General features: G+C 40.8%; 15 protein-coding genes and 1 pseudogene. 7 read left to right on the top strand and 9 right to left on the bottom strand.

Annotated features, from left to right (window positions below; genetic code table 11):
* The first annotated feature begins 140 nt into the window (after positions 1-140).
* From OO774_RS09440 to OO774_RS09425, 4 genes are all read left to right on the top strand, one after another.
* Positions 141-1,337 carry a site-specific integrase gene (locus tag OO774_RS09440; RefSeq protein WP_264901825.1) on the top strand — a complete coding sequence of 399 codons (1,197 nt, stop codon included), beginning with the start codon at positions 141-143 and terminating at the stop codon, positions 1,335-1,337.
* A gap of 140 nt (positions 1,338-1,477) precedes the next feature.
* Positions 1,478-1,975, top strand: coding sequence for a superinfection exclusion B family protein (locus OO774_RS09435; protein ID WP_264901823.1), 498 nt, complete (start codon positions 1,478-1,480; stop codon positions 1,973-1,975).
* Positions 1,976-2,122: 147 nt separating this feature from the next.
* Positions 2,123-3,370, top strand: coding sequence for a PIN domain-containing protein (locus OO774_RS09430; RefSeq protein WP_264901822.1), 1,248 nt, complete (start codon positions 2,123-2,125; stop codon positions 3,368-3,370).
* Between the two features lie 140 nt (positions 3,371-3,510).
* The gene (locus tag OO774_RS09425; RefSeq protein ID WP_264901820.1) at positions 3,511-4,047 is read left to right on the top strand and encodes a hypothetical protein; all 537 of its coding nucleotides are present in this window, start codon (positions 3,511-3,513) and stop codon (positions 4,045-4,047) included.
* 73 nt (positions 4,048-4,120) lie between these two features.
* On the opposite strand, the gene OO774_RS09420 is transcribed toward OO774_RS09425, so the two are convergent.
* The 9 genes and pseudogenes from OO774_RS09420 to OO774_RS09380 all read right to left on the bottom strand — a co-directional run bounded on the left by OO774_RS09420 (position 4,121) and on the right by OO774_RS09380 (position 11,123).
* On the bottom strand, positions 4,121-4,687 hold the full coding sequence (locus OO774_RS09420) for a BRCT domain-containing protein (RefSeq protein WP_264901819.1): 567 nt from the start codon (positions 4,685-4,687) through the stop codon (positions 4,121-4,123).
* Positions 4,688-4,690: 3 nt separating this feature from the next.
* Positions 4,691-5,188, bottom strand: coding sequence for a hypothetical protein (locus tag OO774_RS09415; protein WP_264901818.1), 498 nt, complete (start codon positions 5,186-5,188; stop codon positions 4,691-4,693).
* A 141-nt stretch (positions 5,189-5,329) separates the two neighbouring features.
* Positions 5,330-5,632: a hypothetical protein gene (locus OO774_RS09410; protein ID WP_264901817.1), complete on the bottom strand. Its 303-nt coding sequence runs from the start codon at positions 5,630-5,632 to the stop codon at positions 5,330-5,332.
* A 40-nt stretch (positions 5,633-5,672) separates the two neighbouring features.
* Complete coding sequence (locus OO774_RS09405) at positions 5,673-5,831, bottom strand: hypothetical protein (RefSeq protein ID WP_020333055.1); 159 nt, start codon at positions 5,829-5,831, stop codon at positions 5,673-5,675.
* Positions 5,806-6,108, bottom strand: a pseudogene (locus tag OO774_RS09400) (hypothetical protein); the annotation flags it as partial. The pseudogene OO774_RS09400 and the gene OO774_RS09405, both read right to left, overlap by 26 nt.
* A 3-nt stretch (positions 6,109-6,111) precedes the next feature.
* Entirely contained in the window at positions 6,112-6,432 is a 321-nt protein-coding gene (locus tag OO774_RS09395; protein WP_264901814.1) for an STAS domain-containing protein, read from the bottom strand.
* A gap of 103 nt (positions 6,433-6,535) precedes the next feature.
* Positions 6,536-7,630 carry a HAMP domain-containing sensor histidine kinase gene (locus OO774_RS09390; RefSeq protein ID WP_264901813.1) on the bottom strand — a complete coding sequence of 365 codons (1,095 nt, stop codon included), beginning with the start codon at positions 7,628-7,630 and terminating at the stop codon, positions 6,536-6,538.
* An 85-nt stretch (positions 7,631-7,715) separates the two neighbouring features.
* The gene (locus OO774_RS09385) at positions 7,716-8,378 is read right to left on the bottom strand and encodes a response regulator transcription factor (protein ID WP_264901811.1); all 663 of its coding nucleotides are present in this window, start codon (positions 8,376-8,378) and stop codon (positions 7,716-7,718) included.
* Positions 8,379-8,456: 78 nt separating this feature from the next.
* A complete protein-coding gene (locus OO774_RS09380) occupies positions 8,457-11,123 on the bottom strand; it encodes a beta-N-acetylhexosaminidase (protein ID WP_264901809.1) in 2,667 nt (888 codons plus the stop codon).
* Between the two features lie 982 nt (positions 11,124-12,105).
* Here OO774_RS09380 and OO774_RS09375 point away from each other — a divergent pair.
* From OO774_RS09375 to metK, 3 genes are all read left to right on the top strand, one after another.
* Entirely contained in the window at positions 12,106-13,329 is a 1,224-nt protein-coding gene (locus OO774_RS09375; RefSeq protein WP_264901807.1) for a PocR ligand-binding domain-containing protein, read from the top strand.
* Between the two features lie 12 nt (positions 13,330-13,341).
* The gene (locus tag OO774_RS09370) at positions 13,342-14,376 is read left to right on the top strand and encodes a response regulator (RefSeq protein WP_264901806.1); all 1,035 of its coding nucleotides are present in this window, start codon (positions 13,342-13,344) and stop codon (positions 14,374-14,376) included.
* Between the two features lie 146 nt (positions 14,377-14,522).
* Positions 14,523-15,671, top strand: coding sequence for a methionine adenosyltransferase (gene metK, locus OO774_RS09365; protein WP_269469169.1), 1,149 nt, complete (start codon positions 14,523-14,525; stop codon positions 15,669-15,671).
* Positions 15,672-15,704 lie beyond the last annotated feature (33 nt).

Genomic DNA, 15,704 nt, shown 5'->3' with positions numbered 1-15,704 from the left:
TTATCAGTCGATTAGCGTTGTTCATTGTGCTATCTTTTCATTAGGTTTTTATGGATTTTACGCGTTTCACATTTGCACTTGCGTCCAAATATGTGTCCAAATTTTGTAAGTGCTGCGTCCTAATTTTTAAGGTAGACAACTTGAGTATTACAGACAAGCAGCTAAAGGCTATTACAAAGCTAAGCGAATATAGCGGCCCGGCAGAACTGAACGACGGTGAAGGTTTAGTAGCGAAGATATCGCCCAAAGCAAACATCACTTTCCAATACCGCTGCAGGTTTAATGGCAAAAACAAACGCATCCGTATAGGCAAGTATCCGATAACCACCCTCAAGAATGCAAGGCAAATCCATAAAAGGATGCTTGAGCTTAAAGAAGAGGGGAGAAACCCAGAGATTGCCCTTACTGGTGATACTGACTTTCTCACCCTAAAAGATTGTTTGGATTATTGGTTTGAGCACAAAGTCTCGACTCAAAAAGAGGGGACGCAGACACTCTACCGTTCAGTGGCGAACAACTACTTTTACAATGCCTTTCCTGATGTCGATGTAGAGAAGATCTCTGCACGAGAATGGATGTGTTGGTTCGATGAAATCGCTAAGAAGAACCCAAAGACGGCCAACTCAGCGTTTTCCAAAATGCGCGCTTGTCTTAACTTCTGTAAATCCAAGTTCCTTATCGATGGGACGCACTTTGAAAAGATCAGACAACAAGATGTCGGTCAGTCGGCCAAAGCCGGTGACCGAGTGTTATCGCTCCCTGAACTTGCCAAAGTTTGGATAGCCATAGAACGCAGCAAAGCAGGAACAACGACCAAGAACCTGCACCTTATAACAATGTTATGGGGTAACCGATTATCAGAGCTTCGCTTGGCCAAGCGTGAACATTTCGATATGGTCAACGACATTTGGACGGTACCACCAGAACTAAGCAAAATGGGTAACACCATTCGCAGACCCATCCCTAAACACATCAAACCGATGCTAGAAAGGTTGATGAACATCTATGATGAATACCTTTTCCCTGGTGCATCCCTTCATAAACCCATCACTATATCCGCAGCAAACCGCTACATAAGAAGGTTACGCGATAACCTGAACCTACCTCACTGGCGAACTCACGACTTCCGCCGCAGTATTTCTACCACTTGTTCAGAACTGGGCACCATGCCACACGTAACCGAAAAAATGCTCGGGCATGAGCTGGTAGGCGTAATGGCAATCTACAACAAGCACGACTGGCTATCAGACCAAAAAGAAGCATACGAGAAGTTCGCAGAAGCGTTGTTTGCCCAAGTGCAAAAAGAACTGGAACATGAAAAAGTTGCTGTGACCTAGTATGCTTATTGCTGACCAATTAGTAGGATAGATCACTAACTCGCTGATTATGCTTTGAAGCTCTTAATAAAAGGCGGCATGATAATGGAAGAAAATACGGCTCCGAGCCACTTAATAAGCGTTAGGTATTTGGAGGATCTATGTTTGATCCCAAGCAAATAATTGACTGGGTAAAGTTGTCAGGTAAACAGGCATTTATACTGAGTGTCATTACAAGTATTTTGCTGTTTTCTAACGATGAAGTTCTAGGAAAACTTGGTGTTTCAGAGGCAATTGGTTCGTGGCAAATTTGGATTGGTTTAGTATGGTTAGTTTCAGTTGCTATTTTAGCAGCGGAGATAGTTTTCCCTGTTTACGGCTTTGTAGCACAGCGTGTTACTTGGTACTTTAATCTCAAGGGTTACCAAAAAAGGCTTCATCAACTGACAGTGGGTGAGAAAGAAGTTTTATTACAGTATATAAATCAAAATACGCGAACTATCTCTTTAAATTACTCGGATGGTGTAGCCAACGAACTCGAGTCAGCTCGGATTATTCGCAGAGCTTCCAACTTGGCACATTATCACGATGTTTTTCCTTTTAATATCCAGCCTTGGGCATGGGATTATTTGTCAAAGCATCCTGAGCTCCTTCATTAAAATACCTAACAAGGCGCTTAAGTCGGACTGCAAACCTGTGGCGGTTTTGGTTCAATTTGGGAATGTGATTACCGTGGTTAATTTGGGTTTGGTGCTGTTTGCAGCCACTTAGCTTAGCGTTAAATTATTATTAGATATTGGTGAAAAATGACTGATAACAAAAACGAAAAAAACATATTTGTGTTAGAAGAGATTTTTCCTGATGCATCAGGGCTCTTTTCTGCAAAATATAAAAAACTTAACGAGTGTTATGATAATGCGCTTATTGTTTTTGATACAAATGTGCTTCTTCTACCTTACTCTATGAGAAACGAGAGTCTAAGCTTACTCAAAGACTTGTATAAAAGTCTTATCGATAGTGAGCGTTTATTTATACCTAATCGAGTGGCTAGAGAATTTGCTAACAATCGTAATAAAAAACTAGGCGAAATTTATAATTCGGTATTGAGCCAGAAAAAGGGGAAAACTAAGAATGAGTTAAAATACCCTATACTAGAGAGTTTAGATGAAAAACAAGAGCTTGATAAAAAATATGAGAAATTATTAGAAGCCGAGAAAGAGTTTTATTCTTCCATCAGCAAATTGGCAAGCACAATAAGGTCATGGGAATGGGGGGATCCAGTTAGCTCTATGTACTCAGAGTTATTTGAAGAAAAAGTGTTTATTGATCATGAAAAAAGTAATGATGAATTAGTTGCAGAGCTTGAACGACGCTTTAAGTTGCAGATTCCACCTGGTTATAAAGATGCAAAGAAAGATGACGGTGGAGTTGGTGACCTAGCAATTTGGCTTTCACTTACAAAATTAGGTCGTGACAAAGTAAAAGATATAATTTTTGTAACTGAAGATGTGAAACCGGATTGGTGGAATCAGTCTAACGGAAGTGAATTCCTACCTAGGTTTGAGCTAATCGACGAATTCAGAAGAGATACAGACGGATGTACTCTTCACATTGTGCGATTGTCGAAATTACTTGAGTTGTTTAGTGTTCAAAAAGAACTCATTCAAGAAACAGTAAATGCAGAAAAATGGCGTAAGGCTTTCCTGAAGAATTTTCTTGAAACTGCTAGAAAGGTGCAAGAAAAGCGCAAAGAAACTACCTACAGTAACTGGAGCAACGAGGAAGCACTAGTTGAAATGGAAATGTGGTTCTACTCGATTTATGCTGACCCTGCAGATGTATGTCCTTTTGAAAGTAGAGAGGGGGGATATCAATATATCTGGGGTGGTCCTTATGATGCAGAAGAAGAACTAATTTCAGAATTTGGTGGGTATGTGAAAGACTCAGTAATTGATAAGCTAGTTAGTAAACTCAATGATGTGTGTTCGGAATGGTCCGGATGTCCCGAAGAGCCAGATCCGGACGACTACGATGATTACGAGGAATATTCATAATTTAACAAACTGTTCAAGAGAGATTCGTAACGCGTGGTATTTCTAATATGCGTCGATTTTAGTGGGTAAGGCGGCTTGTGTATTGTGGTATTACATTACTTAACAAATCGTGGATATTCTTAATTTACTAAGGAGTAAGCGTGAGCGCTGAAAAGTTGATTTTGAGTAGTGGTAGTGAACATATACTCTTGTCAATGAGCCCTGACTGGCCATCAATATTAGTTACTGGATTAATTGGTCTAGGAAGCATTTTGACTTCAATTGCGGTCGTAAAAATCAGTCGCAGAAACCAACAAAGTCAAAGCAAAGAAAAAGTAGCAGAACTACGGCAGCAATGGCTAGCAGAACTACGTGAAAATATGTCTAAATTCGTATCAATTGCTCACATTGTTGCGGTCCGTAGTAAAGTGGCGAAAGATTATCATTTGACAGGTGAGGCGGGCGAACACTATCAGGACTTGTTCTTCTATAAAACTAAAATTATCTTGATGTTGGATACCAACAAAGAATATACACTCATACTTAAGAGTCTCATCAATGACGTAATTGATAATATGGGGAAGCCTGAGCTAGAAACTGTTGCCGATACTAGTGTTTTTTGTCAGGCGTTAGAGGAGCAGTGTCAGAAAGTACTTGAAAAAGCTTGGTTGGACATAAAAGAAGATTTGGCATCATAAAAATAGAGAACTTTTCAAGAGTGAATCGCAACGCATGTTACTCTTACAATGCGTTGCTCACCTTAAGCAGGGACTATATTGTAATAATTTTTACGCCTAGGTTATGTGCCTTATTCATCTTTTCGGTAATCTCATAACGCCCCGTATTGCCCATGAACAAGAACGAAGTGTGTTTGTTTACAGAACCGCCCACGATGGCCCCTTTACTTTCAAGTAGAGCTTTAGCTTCCGAGCGTGGGAGTGGTAGAGTTCCTGTAATAGCTACTTTCAAACCGTCGATATTTAGTGTGTCTAATACTTCATTTATAGAAGCAAACTCACGCTCAATTTCGTCTAAACAGATTTCTTTATTAACTTCTTTTGGTTTGATTTTACCTGAATAAAACTCGTCCATTTTTTGAGCGATATAAGGAAAATCTTGCAGCTCTAACGTTTCACCATCGGACATGAAAATCGTCCATTCAGCACTAACGTAGCGAATATCCCCGTGGCGACAATCAATCGCACGAATAGATATTCCATTTCTAGACAATGCAAGGGGAATCACTTCTCTTGGCCCTTGATCTGAATGAGGATTATCAACAGTTATCGCATCGCCGGACTTAATTCCTAAGAGTTCAAAAACAGTCATCTCTTGCATCTATCACCCCTCAATCAACATGTTTAAAAATTCGAGTTGATTTAGGGTGTGAACCGTTGATGAGTTGTTAACTAAATCCAGTTCCTTATAAGTGACGCTACCGTAGAACATTTCATTTTTTGCTTCGTCCCAACCCATAGGTGAAGCAAACGTCACTTGGACTGCTCGTTTCCCACATCGAGAATCAATTAAGTCTCCTTCTTGAAAGGAGATAATGCAACCTTGGCTCCAAAGGTTAACAATCGTCTTATTTCTTTTTCGCTCTATGAGGCGTAGGTCGAGAGCTTCTCTGAAACCATAACCAACCTTAAAGCACCAATGATCGTTGTTTAAAGAGCCTTGTTTAGTATCGTTATCCCACGTTATGGCTGGGACAACAAAGGGAACATGTTTATCTTCATCCAAACGTTGGAAGCTGGATTTCCCTGTTTGGATTCGAGTTTCTATGATGTGTTGGATAGCTTTTACACCAGACCCATAGAATTGTTGTACTACACCCATTTTTATTCCATTAGTTTTATAGCAAATAGTGGAATTTAATTTATGACAAAATGTAAGGGAATAAAATAGTTACGTGTACTGTTTAGTGATTACAGTCTTATTTTCTTAGAAAGAATGGGAAAGAACCGATCTTGATCAACATTAGCTAACTTTAAACCCGCCTTCATGCTCGACCCATTCCATCACCGCTGCGCGTATCCAACGCAGCGGTGATTTGCTAATTGGCTCTGGGAAGTTGCGGTTCTTACGCCATGCGATAATGGTGGTTCGTTTCTTATTGAAGAAATCTAATACCTCTTGGTGGCACATGATCTTGTTGGAAGATTCTGGGTAACGCTCTGCGTCATAGACAGGCTTTTCTGTTTGTTTCGCTGACTCACGGACGAAAGCAGGAGCAGAGTAGGTGAAGTTCATTGGTGATTGGTTAAAGTCAGAGTAGTTCATTGCACACAGTTCCTTAATTCCAGTAATGGTTGGCCGTTAGTTAGTTCTGGCGAATGCCTAAATAGACAGTCATTTTCTTGCCGTTGATTTCAATCTCTCCAAGGTCGACTTCGTTGACTGCGTAATCACTCAGCGCGGTTTCATCTACCATGTCGTCAAATTCTTCCTTGGCCTTAACTGCCACTTGGTCTGCTTTCATTGTCTTTCTCCGAAGGTTGATAAATACGAACTCGATTAGCGGTGTGCCAGCAAGTCGCGTCACCTTTAAACAAACCGCCTTCGCTTAGCTTTGCGCATCCTTCTGGGAGCTGTTCTCCGCACTTACTGCATTTGCCCAATTGCGTTTGAATCACTGGAATTTCGCTATAAACACGGTGGATCAGTGACTGTAGTGCTTCTTCCTGTGTATAGGGTTCAGCAGGGTAGGCGAAGAACTGACAGATTTTCTCTAGCTTCGCCTGCTCCTGAGGGGTTATTATTTAGTAACTACGAGAGTTAACTGGAATCGCTTGGTTAATACGCAACAGATTCATTATATCGAGAGGTTGGCCTGAGGCGTTTTCAATGCGCATACTTCTCTGGCTCTCGACAAGCCGTTTATATAGGTAGACGATCGCACCTACGCCTGATGAATCAAGAAACTGAACTTTGCTGAAGTCAATTTCTATTTCTCGAGTTGATGGCTCAGCTAAAATCTCATCAATGTGTGGCTGCGCCTGGCGGCTACCGTCTGCGTCAAGGTTCCCGTTGATCACCCATGTCACGATAGTGTCGTTTGTATCAATTTTACGAAGTTCCATAATCGTATCTCCTGCTAGTGTTTACAGCAGGATAGCAGGTAATGTGCCAAAATTTATTTGTCTAAATATCAAAGGGTTAGGTGGTATGTCTACTTCACCACTATCAAAAATAGATTAGCCAGCTAAACCTATTGGTATTACATCGATAGAAAGCCAACCAATCGGCTTTCTCGCATATGGCATTGATAATATCGATGCCGTGGCCATAGCCGGAGTGGCAGTCGGGGTCGATGTCATTCGAAACCACCAGTCGATCATACTTTAATTCTATTGCCACACTATTGGCGCTATAACTAAAGGCGTTTCTTAACACATTTTGTATCACGACATGGGCCAGTATTTTATTCACCGATTTTGAATTGAGACTGTATTGAACCGACAGTATGTCAGTCTTGCCTGTTCTTAACTGTTGTAAGCAGTAATCCAGACTTTCTTGTAACGACAACAATTCTACCTGCTCGGTTTTGGACTCTCGGCTAATAGAAAGAAAAGTACGAATTAATGCCTGCATATCTTTATTTGCACTTTCAATTCTACTCAACGCTGGCTGCGCTTTAGCAAGATCCGGTGAGTAGGCGATGACTTCCAATGCCCCCTGTATAATAGTGACTGGCGTTCTTAGCTCATGGCTGGCAAACCGGGTAAAGTTGTGCTCTCGCTCGACGAATGCTCGTATTCGCTGAAATGCGTTAGTAAAACTCCGACTCAACTGACCTAGCTCATCTTGCCGGTCCAACACGACAGGAGGTGAATCAGGGCTGGCACATTCAATATTTTTCTGCAGAGTGGTGATGGGCTTAACAATAATCCGGGTGATGTAAAGACTGGCAATAAGTCCTATGCCCATTAACGCCATTACGCCGATAACAACATAGTATTTGAGCCTACTCTGATAAAGGCTTCGCTCTAGATCTTTCTCAGGGAAATAGAGCAGATAAAGCAAACCATCAGAAAAGGGAGAACTGACCACTTGCACGTGCACTTTAGGGTGTTCAATTTCGAATACCCCTTGTTCTGTTAAGCCTGACAAATAAAGTGGTAAGCCTTTATCCGACCCCACAAAGCTGGAAAACATCGGAGAATTAACTTTGACCAGGCGACCTTTTTTGATGGAATCATCTAATAAGAAGCGCATTTGCTGATTCAACTTTTGATTGACCAGGCTGTCTGTGTGCAGTTGCGCGTTAACCCAAGCCATTAGTAAAAGGCTAAGGGTTAATAATAAGACCAGCCCCATAATCAAAGCGAAAACCCGGTTATAAAGCCGTTTGTGAAAAAACTGACTAGTTAATCTCATTGAGGCGATAACCCTTTCCTCGTACGGTTTCCAGCAATCCTTCAGGGAGAACCTTTCTCAGCCGATAAATATGTGTTCTCAGAACACTACTATCGATGGTCTCGCCATGCCAAAGTTCATATTCAAGATCTTGTTTATGCACGACGCGGGGAGCGGACAGCAGTAAGGTTTTTAATAGTTTGAACAGCAATGGGTCCAGCTTTAGCCGATTGTTTTGAAAGAAAGCTTGTTCTGTTTCGGTGGAAAGGGTTAAACCGGAAAAAGTGATCTCGTGACTTCTGCCACCTTTGGATCTTAATGTTAGCGCCTCGAGCCTTGCCAGTAACTCCTGCATAGCAAATGGTTTGACTAAGTAATCATCGCCACCTGCTGCGAAACCAGCCAGTTTATCTTCCAACGTATCGCAAGCGGTGAGGAATAAGATAGGCAGGTGTTCACGACCTTGCTCCCGTATTTTCCTGCACGTAGATAGCCCATCTAAGCCAGGCATCATAATATCCAAGATCATCACGTCGAATTGGTTCTCGGATAATAACTCGAGAGCTGCTTGTCCTGTGTAAGAGAAATCTACCGAGTGTCCCATTATTTCAAGATATTCACCAATATTCGCCGCGATTTGAATACTGTCTTCGACGATTAATACGCGCATCCATCTCCTCCGAAGATCAAATGATATTCATTGTAAAAGGCTACCTGAGGGATCAACCAACAGGTAGCCTAATATCGGTTAGTTAACAACAATCTCCCGGCCTGTACGACCTGTGCTGGCTATTGATCGTATTTTCACGCCGTCTTTCACTGTTGGCTTATTCGAGCGATCGTAGTTTTGCCAGTTGGTGCCATTTACCGAGTATTGAACGGTAACGCCAGGGAATGTGCTATTAATTGACAACTTTCCGCTGTTATCGATTTTCGCGCCAGGTACCGGAAGGCGATAGGCCACACCTGCCGCATCCAGCTTCGCAAACTCTTTATAACCCAGAGTATTAGCAAATACGGTCCAGTCGTTATCACGATTTGCTATCCGCTTACCCATATGGTCGGTGCCTTTATATCCAGAGGTATTGGTTCGATACGCTTTTCTAGCATCGTACTCCAGTTCCCAGTCTGCTTTCGACCATGCTCGCTCTGCAATGCCTAAAATGCGAGGGAAAACACGGTGATCCAACTGTTCATCAGTACGAACCATTTCTGTCCATACGTGGCCTTGCATGCCTTTAAAGCGCTTACCATCCTGAAGGGCTACTGTGCTGGCAGGGATTTCGAATGGGTTATTGTCTCTGTCCGTCATGGTTTCGGCGTTGGCTGGTAAGTTCTCCGGCATAAAATTAAAGACTTTTTGCGTATCGGTATAACGTCCTGCCCAATAATTCCCCGGTTCTCTTGGGTCGGCTTCGTATGGGTGGTCAAAGTAGGTGACCTCAGGCAATGACAAGATAACGTTATAACCCGCATTGGCGAGGGAGTGGGCTTCATTTGCACCACCCCAGAATAGGGCAGACCAGGTATAGGCTGAGGCGTCACCAGCAAGTTTGGTTGGGTCCATATAACTGCCATGTTTTAAGCCGTCATTCCATGCGGCGAGGTTTAGTTGTTTGGCTTCCAGGATATGACTGATCCGTTCAATGAAATACCCACCAAGGTCGGCCACGTTATCGATATTATTGGTCGGATCGACAAACAGTGCACGACAAACAGGAGAATCAACCCAAGCCCCGTGGGTTTCATCTGCCCCGATATGATAGTCAACCAGAGGTTGGCCCGCATCTTTATGTTGTTTGGCTATCTCAGAAATGACTTTATCCATGAAGACAAAGCTCGATTCCATACAAGGGTTGATCGTATTGTCAGTATAGTTTTGAACGGAGAAATATTTTGAGCCATCATGCCTGTCAGTAAGCAGATACATTTCAGCCGCATCCATATCACCAAGTTCAGCATATTTATTGTAACGTGCTTCCATTGATTTTACGGCAGCTCGAGCATGGCCCGGCATATCCATAGATGGGATAACCTGAATATTCCGTGCTGAAGCGAAAGCTAAGATTTCCGCATAATCGTCAACGCTGTAGTAGCCGGAGCCAGAGGTTGATATATCTGGTCCAGATCCAACTTGTGGTAACAGACATTGACGTTCACTTAAATCATGGCAACGTTGCGCGCCAACCTCGGTGAGCTCTGGCAAGCCCGGGATCTCCAGACGCCAACCTTCGTCGTCTGCGAGATGGAAGTGAAATTTATTCATTTTATAAGCGGCCATTTGATCCAAAATTTTCATGATCTCAGCTTTTGATTTGAAGTTACGGGCTACATCTATATGCATACCTCGGTGCTCAAATCGTGGTGCATCATAATCAATGGTGATTTCATCGATAGTCGGACTGCCAACTTTGATGAGTGCTGCTAATGACTGCACACCATAAAATGCGCCTGCTGGATCAGCCCCAACGACCCGGACTTCTTTTGGTGTCACCTTCAGGGTATAGGCTTCCTGCTTTGTCTTTCCTTTAAATGCCTTGTGTTTAGGGTCGACAGAAATTACAACTGGAATACCTTTATTCGGGGTGACGCCAAGCTGGCTAAAGCGGTGTTCGAGCGCGTCTAGCTGGCCAGCCGTCAGGCTATCTTCTTCTATTTTCAAATTTAGCCCGGAGCTGATGTTAACACTGCTGTTATGCACCTTTATATCGATAGGGGAAGGGATGATTTTGGCAGAGACGGATGATAAGCCAAGATCTTTTACCGTAAGGTTTCTTTCATATCGTGTTCCAGCGGTTGCCATGATGCTGCTGTCTTCTGGGTAACGTTGCCACATGTTGGCATCTTCGGGTGCGGTACTGATCAAATCCAGGTAACCGGACAAGTCGGCTAAGCCATCCCTTTCCTGCGGAATAGTATTTGGAATAACTCGAGCTTCAGCTCCTTGTGCTGCCACGTAGTAGCGAGGCATGTAGTCAGAATCGACGATTTTCCAGTGCTCGGCGTCAAACTGAATAGCGACGGAACCACCTGGTTTCAGACCTTTAAATTTGCTGGTTGGTACGATTCGATGAAGATCGCCATTCACGTGCGTAATTTCGAATAAATCTGATTTTGTATCCAAAATACGGCGAAGGTTGGAGAAGTAGATTTCCCAGTCTCCACTAATCTCTTTTTTGCCTTTATTTGTGAGGGTGATCTCAGCGCGATAGCAATATCCTCCGGGACATTTCGCCTTGGTATCAGCTGGTTGATGCTCAATTGATGCGATGTGAACTTCAAGCGAAGATGCGACAGTATCGATTACCGATTGTATTACTTCTGTCTTTTGTTGATTTTGTTCTGAAGAATAAGCATTACCTGCCAAAAGAGACAGTGAAACTGCAGTAGCAACGGCACTAATATTTACATTCATGTGGAATACCTTAAACGTCGTATAACCTTATTATTTAAAAACCACCAAATCGGAGTCACTATTCGCGTGTTCAAAAACCATCCCGCTTGCTCAAGACCATTCTTTAGATATTGATAAATGATATGCTTGTATGGTCATATAAAAAGTAAGTACAAACAAGAGCATAGTTTCTTAGCGACCCATAACCTGATCGCATCCTTTTAAATTCCATCGCCTGATACAACAAATGTTCAGTCGATGTTGTCAGCACATACGTGCTTGCTTGAAAATAAGACTACGGTGATCAAGGTGGTGGGAATGTCAAAAAGCTCGTCCTTTATGGATGATTTATCTCAGTCTGTGGGGAATGCGACGGACTTCAAATATTTCCAATTACTAAATGATTATGTAATTAAAAATAAATATTTGATTTTATCATTTAAATCATCTGTTGTTATTCGGAGTTATCACTTTTTTAACCCGGTCGAATATTTGGAATTTTGTAGTAGTGATTTTCTAATAACTTACTAGCATGTCTTTTATTTCAGGTTGCTAAAGATGTTTAGAAATGAATAAATCACAGTTTGAGTATTGGTCAAAAACGCGAACCAAAGGTTTTCTCCAATATGTATTATTTAATAGCATCTCTATTTTATTCGTCGTCTTCGCTATTCGTTTTATCGTGCATTCTATAAATAGTGATGAAGTGTCAATGATAGACTTTATTTTCGAACAATCACTCGAGATGGTAGTCATTCTTTTAGTTCTACCCTTTTCATTTTGGTGCTCATGGATCATCCAAGAGGCACGATATGAAAAAGAAAAAAAGTGAGGTGTAGTGTTACCCACCACGATGGAAAAAGAAATTCAGTAATACATAACCAATATCTCAAAACAGCGATCTACCACTAATGATACATTGCTTGATTGATCTGTGTCAGGTTGTGAACAATTCGTAAATTTATAATTCCTCAATATCGCAAATCAAAATGTGTTGAGAATTATGCAGTATACCCTCCATGAGTACCTAGATATCGACCGCATACAAACATTACAAAACAACTTCAGTCAGTCAATGGAAATAGCATTGGTTGTTGTTGATGCCTATGGGGAACCGGTAACTAAACCTAGTGGCTTTTGTGATTACTGTGCTCGATCTAGAAAAGATCCACAAAAGCAAAAGCGATGTTACGAGAGTGATGATGCTGGTGGTCGTGTCGCGATGCAAACTGGCAAACCTGTTGTTTATCGCTGCTATTGTGGTTTTGTAGAGTGTGCTGTTCCAATTATGGTCAACGGCCACTATCTGGGCGCGATGATTTCAGGTCAAGTCAGGGTTGAAGACTGTGACAAAAGCACAATACCGTATATTTTAGAGAACAACAAAGTTTGGGAAGATAATGCTGAATTGACTGCGTTGTATGATAAATCAAAAAAGATGGGTTACGAGAGGTTTGTATCGACAGCAAATACCTTATTCGATGTGGCATCTTATTTGGTAGAACAAGCACACTCAAGAATCGTACAAGATGAGTTACATTACAAAGAGTTAGAGCTCAAGAATGAACTACAAAAAAGTATGGAAATGGAAAGAGCGCTTCGTGAAGCCGAGTTTAAAGCGCTTTCTTATCAGGTAAGGCCACACTTTTTGTTTAATGTACTCAATACTATTGGCCGCTTAGCTTATTTGGAGGAAGCTCAAAGAACAGAGGCTATGCTGCATAATTTCTCAGATATGATGAGATATTTGTTAAGGAAAAGTTCTCGTGGTGTAATAACAATAGGTCAGGAAATAAACTACGTTAAAAACTATATGTCGATTCAAGAAGTAAGGATGGGCGATCGATTTGAGTACTCCTGCGATATTCCTGAAAAATATTCAAATATCCCATGCCCTTTCTTGACACTCCAACCATTGGTGGAGAATTTCTTTAACTATGTTGTTGAGCCAAGAGATACGGTTAGTCGCCTTGAAATTGTCGCGTTTGATGATGGTGAAGATGTGTTTATTGAGCTGCAGGATAACGGCGATGGGATTAGTGATACTAAAATAGAAGAAATTGTCACCGGAGAGAAAAATTCAAACAATGGCAGCATAGGTATCTATAACATAATAAATAGATCTCAAATGTTATATGGCGATAGATATAGGCTTAAAATGTCTAGCCCAAATAAGCCAATGCAAGGAACGAAGATTACACTAAGATTCCCAATGGTCGATAAATAAAAGAGAGATTTCATGTATAATATAATAATAGTCGAAGATGAACTTATTGAGATGGAGTCCATTGAGAGAATTGTATTACAATGTGTCAACAATGCCTTTATTCATAAAGCATCAACAGGTAAAAAAGCAATTGAATTAATTGATGATGTTAAGAATATAGATATGATGCTCGTTGATATAAATATTCCTCTTCCAAATGGCAAGGAGGTCATTGAGTATTTAAGATCTAAACATAAAGAAGCTAAAGTTATTGTTACGACAGCGAATGATGATTTTGACATGCTGCATAATATGTTCCATTTGCAGATTCAAGATTACTTGTTGAAACCTGTTCGACAAAAAATTCTAGTTGATACAATTCAAAAGGCATTAGGATTCGATGAAGATATCATTAAAAAGTCTAAAGAAATAAAGGTTTCTATAGAGAGTATTATTGAACAGAAAAATTACGCTATTTGGAATGATTTTGTATTAAATATAATGAATAAAAGTTACTTAAAAAATAAAGAAGGTGTTGATGATAGAGACAATGTTAAACACTTCATCGATACACTATGTACCTATCTTGACTCTCTAAGTGATGATTATTCATCCAGTTGTTCAAAATTATACGCATTATCAGAAGAGGTAAGCCGCTCTGGGTTAAGAGAAGATCTATACCCTAAACTTGTTTTTTCTTTATTTAAAGTTGGTGGTATTATTTTTACCAACTCACTTAAAAAACTGCCATCTAGTATTGATTTTATAAACAGAGCCAAATTCCATATTGAAAAAGACATATTTCAAAATATTACTTTGGATGAAATTGCAGAAAAAACATTCGTCAGTTCTTGCTATTTAAGTAGAGCATTTAAAAAGAACGAGAGTATTGGGTTTTCTAACTATATAACAAAAAGAAAACTCACAATTGCAAGTTCATTATTAAAATACAGTAACCTGAAAATAAATAAAATATCTTTAGAACTTGCATGGAAAGACTCGAACTATTTTTGTCGAATCTTTAAAAAAGAGATTGGCATATCTCCTTCTGATTACCGAGAAGCATAGTAGACTTGAAGGATGAACATGGAGTTAATCGCATTATCTTGCTCTTGGAGGGAGAGGTTATAACAAAATAGTCCACTACACGGGCAAGAAAGTTTATTTATCTATCTATATTATCAATATAAATGAATGATAGTGTGAAAGTATAGATGATGGAAAGCTACCTATTTAGTTCTGAGTCCGTTTCGGAAGGTCACCCTGATAAATTAGCTGATCAGGTCTCTGATGCGATTCTAGATGCTTTTTTACTCCAAGATCCTTTTGCAAAAGTCGCATGTGAATGCTTGATAAAGTCAGGCGTGGTTATTGTTGCCGGCGAGATAAACTCATCGGCTACGCTTGATGTGGAATCTATTGTTCGAAGTACCATAATAAGCTGTGGGTACAATAACTCTTTAGCTGGATTCGATGGGAATACCTGTGGCGTTATCAACTTACTTGGCGTTCAATCTAGCAATATAGCAGAGGGGATTCGAAGCTCTAATTTTCCAGAATTAGGTGCGGGTGACCAAGGCATCACATTTGGCTATGCTTGCAATGAAACATCAGAGTTAATGCCTGCTACGATTAGCTATTCACACAAATTAATGAAAAGACAAGCCGTATTAAGAAAGGAAAATATTTTGCCTTTTCTACTTCCCGATGCGAAAGCTCAAATTACGCTTGAATACAATCACAATAGAATACAGCAAGCCCATACCATTTTAGTTTCAACACAACATTCACCCTCTATCTCTTTAAAAGATCTGCGCGAGGCTGTAATTGAAGAAATTATTAAACCAGTTATTCCGACTGCTTGGATAACACCTAAGACTCAATTCTTAGTTAACCCAGCTGGAGAGTTTCTTATTGGAGGTCCAACTGCAGATTGCGGCCTTACTGGTAGAAAAATCATTGTTGATACTTATGGTGGCGCGGCTTGTCATGGCGGCGGAGCGTTCTCAGGCAAAGATCCGTCAAAAGTTGATCGTTCTGCTGCGTATATGGCGAGGTATATTGCCAAAAACCTGGTTGCGGCAGAGCTAGTTAAAAAATGTGAAATCCAGCTTGCGTGGGCGATTGGTATTTCTGAACCCATTTCAATGAAAATAAACACCTTTGGTACAGAAACCGTACCAATTTCTCGACTATATCAGCTCGTTAACGAACATTTTAATCTTCGCGTGTATGAAATGATTCAGCACTTAAATTTACTGGTTCCTCGATATCGTAAAACGGCGTGCTATGGCCACTTTGGCCGAGACGATTTCCCTTGGGAGGATACGACGATATCAGAACGATTACGAAGTAGAACATAAATAACTTCAGCCGATTAAATCTAATTCAATATT

Origin of the sequence: Vibrio sp. STUT-A11 (assembly GCF_026000435.1) — a bacterium.
Classification (GTDB): domain Bacteria; phylum Pseudomonadota; class Gammaproteobacteria; order Enterobacterales; family Vibrionaceae; genus Vibrio.
This window is presented reverse-complemented; position numbering and strand designations above follow the sequence as displayed.

What these genes read in the sequence shown, in the direction of transcription:
- OO774_RS09435 (WP_264901823.1), top strand. Translation starts at nt 1,478, where the DNA reads ATGTTTGATCCCAAGCAAATAATTGACTGGGTAAAGTTGTCAGGTAAA.
- OO774_RS09430 (WP_264901822.1), top strand. Translation starts at nt 2,123, where the DNA reads ATGACTGATAACAAAAACGAAAAAAACATATTTGTGTTAGAAGAGATT.
- OO774_RS09420 (WP_264901819.1), bottom strand. Translation starts at nt 4,687, where the DNA reads ATGCAAGAGATGACTGTTTTTGAACTCTTAGGAATTAAGTCCGGCGAT.
- OO774_RS09415 (WP_264901818.1), bottom strand. Translation starts at nt 5,188, where the DNA reads ATGGGTGTAGTACAACAATTCTATGGGTCTGGTGTAAAAGCTATCCAA.
- OO774_RS09410 (WP_264901817.1), bottom strand. Translation starts at nt 5,632, where the DNA reads ATGAACTACTCTGACTTTAACCAATCACCAATGAACTTCACCTACTCT.
- OO774_RS09405 (WP_020333055.1), bottom strand. Translation starts at nt 5,831, where the DNA reads ATGAAAGCAGACCAAGTGGCAGTTAAGGCCAAGGAAGAATTTGACGAC.
- OO774_RS09395 (WP_264901814.1), bottom strand. Translation starts at nt 6,432, where the DNA reads ATGGAACTTCGTAAAATTGATACAAACGACACTATCGTGACATGGGTG.
- OO774_RS09390 (WP_264901813.1), bottom strand. Translation starts at nt 7,630, where the DNA reads ATGGCTTGGGTTAACGCGCAACTGCACACAGACAGCCTGGTCAATCAA.
- OO774_RS09385 (WP_264901811.1), bottom strand. Translation starts at nt 8,378, where the DNA reads ATGCGCGTATTAATCGTCGAAGACAGTATTCAAATCGCGGCGAATATT.
- OO774_RS09380 (WP_264901809.1), bottom strand. Translation starts at nt 11,123, where the DNA reads ATGAATGTAAATATTAGTGCCGTTGCTACTGCAGTTTCACTGTCTCTT.
- OO774_RS09375 (WP_264901807.1), top strand. Translation starts at nt 12,106, where the DNA reads ATGCAGTATACCCTCCATGAGTACCTAGATATCGACCGCATACAAACA.
- OO774_RS09370 (WP_264901806.1), top strand. Translation starts at nt 13,342, where the DNA reads ATGTATAATATAATAATAGTCGAAGATGAACTTATTGAGATGGAGTCC.
- metK (WP_269469169.1), top strand. Translation starts at nt 14,523, where the DNA reads ATGATGGAAAGCTACCTATTTAGTTCTGAGTCCGTTTCGGAAGGTCAC.